The 2,524-nt window shown below is 59.0% G+C and carries 2 protein-coding genes; both read right to left on the bottom strand.

The window, feature by feature from the left end; all coding sequences use genetic code 11:
• A partial coding sequence (cysN, locus tag JJL52_RS20975; protein ID WP_202054472.1) for a sulfate adenylyltransferase subunit CysN occupies positions 1-1,560 on the bottom strand: 1,560 nt, incomplete at its 3' end.
• A gap of 80 nt (positions 1,561-1,640) precedes the next feature.
• Positions 1,641-2,524, bottom strand: an 884-nt coding sequence (cysD, locus tag JJL52_RS20970; RefSeq protein ID WP_202054471.1) for a sulfate adenylyltransferase subunit CysD, incomplete at its 5' end; no start/stop codon positions are given.

The following is a 2,524-nucleotide window of genomic DNA, read 5'->3' as shown; positions in this document are numbered from 1 at the left end:
GTCGAACGTGGCGTTGCAATGCGCTTCGCCGTTCACGCACAAGCCGATCAGGCCGGCGTTTTTGAGTGCCTCGATCAAGGCGGCATCGGCGGTTTCCAGCACGGTCGCGGCATGGCCGTTGTCGAACAGCTTTCTTTCCAGTTGATAAGCGATGTCCCTGGCGTTCGGCCCGGTGAGCGCAATCGCCGCGGCCTGTTGGCTGAAGCGGGCGGCGCGTTCCTCGACGCTGACCGGGCGTAGGGTTTCCTCTTCGGTCGTGCCGAGGATCATCCCTGCACCGACCGTGCCGTTGGTCAGGCGATCGATGATGATGAACGAGCCGGTGCCTTTGCTGGTTTGATAAGCGTCGAACACGACCGGCGCATTGACCGATACGGTGCAGTTGCCGATCTCGTTCAGCTTCAGCTCGCTGGCGTCGTGGTGTTCCAGCGTATTCACGTCGATCCGGTGGTGGATCATCGATACCGAGCCGGATACGCTGCGGGTGGCCAGCTTCAGGGTGTACTGCCGGCCCGGCGTCAGCGCTTTTTCGTGCAGCCAGACGAGGTGCGCGCGGAATTTATCGGCGACGGTCGCTGTTTGGGTTTCGCTGCCGACGATCAGGTCGCCGCGGCTGATGTCGATCTCGTCTTCCAGGGTGAAAGTGACCGCCATCGGCGGGAACGCTTCGGCAAGCTCGCCGTCGTAGGTCACGATCGATTTGATCGTACTGGTCTTGCCGGAAGGCAGGGCGGTGATTTTATCGCCTTTCCGGAACACCCCGGCCGCGACGGTGCCGCAGAAGCCGCGGAAATCCAGGTTGGGTCGGTTCACAGACTGGACCGGGAAGCGCGCATCGGCAAAGTTATGGTCGTTCGCAATCTTTACGTTATTCAGCGCGTCCATCAGCGGTTCGCCGTCGAACCACGGCATATTCATGCTGCGATTGACCACGTTGTCGCCGTCCAGTGCGGAAATCGGGAGGAAGCGGACGTCGTGCAGCGACAGCGCGGCGGTAAATTGCAGATAGTCGCGCTTGATCTTGCTGAAGGTCGCTTCGCTGTAATCGACCAGGTCCATTTTGTTGACTGCGACGATGATGTGTTGGATGCCGAGCAGGGACGCGATAAAGCTGTGCCGCTTGGTCTGGGTCTGGACCCCGTAGCGGGCGTCGATCAGGATGATCGCCAGATCGCAGGTCGACGCGCCGGTCGCCATGTTGCGGGTGTATTGCTCGTGGCCCGGTGTGTCCGCAATGATGAATTTGCGGGTCGAGGTCGAAAAATAGCGGTAGGCGACATCGATCGTGATGCCCTGCTCGCGCTCGGCCTGCAACCCGTCGACCAGCAGCGCCAGATCGATCTTGCCCGCGCCGGTGGTGCCCGACTTGACGCTGTCCGCCTGCACTGCGGCCAACTGATCTTCGTAGATCATTTTCGAGTCGTGCAGCAGGCGGCCGATCAGTGTGCTTTTACCGTCGTCGACGTTGCCGCAGGTTAAAAACCGGAGCAATTCCTTGCGCTCGTGTTGCGCCAGATAGGCGTGGATGTCGGTACTGATTAAATCGGACTGGTGGGACATGAAATTGTTTTTTCCTTGATAAGCGGCGAAATCCGTATTACGTTGATATTGGCTTTTCGCCTTGAAACTTTAACCTGCTGTTAAAAATAGCCTTCGCGCTTTTTCTGCTCCATCGAGCCGGCCTGGTCGTGGTCGATCAGGCGGCCCTGGCGTTCCGAGGTCGTGGTCAAGAGCATTTCCTGGATGATCTCGGGCAGCGTCGTCGCGTTCGACTCGACCGCACCGGTCAGCGGATAACAGCCCAGCGTGCGGAAGCGGACTTTCTTCATTTCGACCTTGTCGTCCGGTCCGATCGGCATCCGTTCGTCGTCGACCATGATCAGCATGCCGTCCTTGTTCACGACCGGACGCTCCTTGGCAAAATAAAGCGGCACGATCGGAATGTTTTCGAGATGGATGTATTGCCAGATGTCCAGTTCGGTCCAGTTCGACAGCGGGAAGACGCGAATGCTTTCGCCCTGGTCGATCTTGCCGTTGTAGATGTTCCAGAGTTCCGGGCGCTGGTTTTTCGGGTCCCACCGGTGGTTTTTGTCGCGGAACGAATAGACCCGCTCTTTCGCGCGCGATTTCTCCTCGTCGCGGCGGGCGCCGCCGAAGGCGGCGTCGAACTGGTATTTGTCCAACGCCTGCTTCAGCGCATCGGTTTTCATGACGTCGGTGTGTTTCTTGCTGCCGTGCGTGAACGGCCCGATGCCTTGGTCGACCCCGTCCTGATTGATATAGACCAACAGTTCGAGGCCAAGATCCTTCACCAGCTGGTCGCGGAAGGCGATCATGTCGCGGAATTTCCAGGTGGTGTCGACATGCAGCAGCGGAAACGGCGGCTTGCCCGGATAGAACGCTTTCATCGCCAAGTGCAGCATCACCGCGGAATCCTTGCCGATCGAATACAGCATGACCGGCCGTTCGAATTCGGCGGCAACTTCCCGGATGATGTGGATGCTTTCGGCTTCCAGCTGTTTCA

Source organism: Candidatus Methylomicrobium oryzae, assembly GCF_016745425.1.
GTDB lineage: Bacteria > Pseudomonadota > Gammaproteobacteria > Methylococcales > Methylomonadaceae > Methylomicrobium > Methylomicrobium oryzae.
Note: the sequence above shows the minus strand (reverse complement) of the source record. Positions and strands in the feature narration are given on the sequence as shown.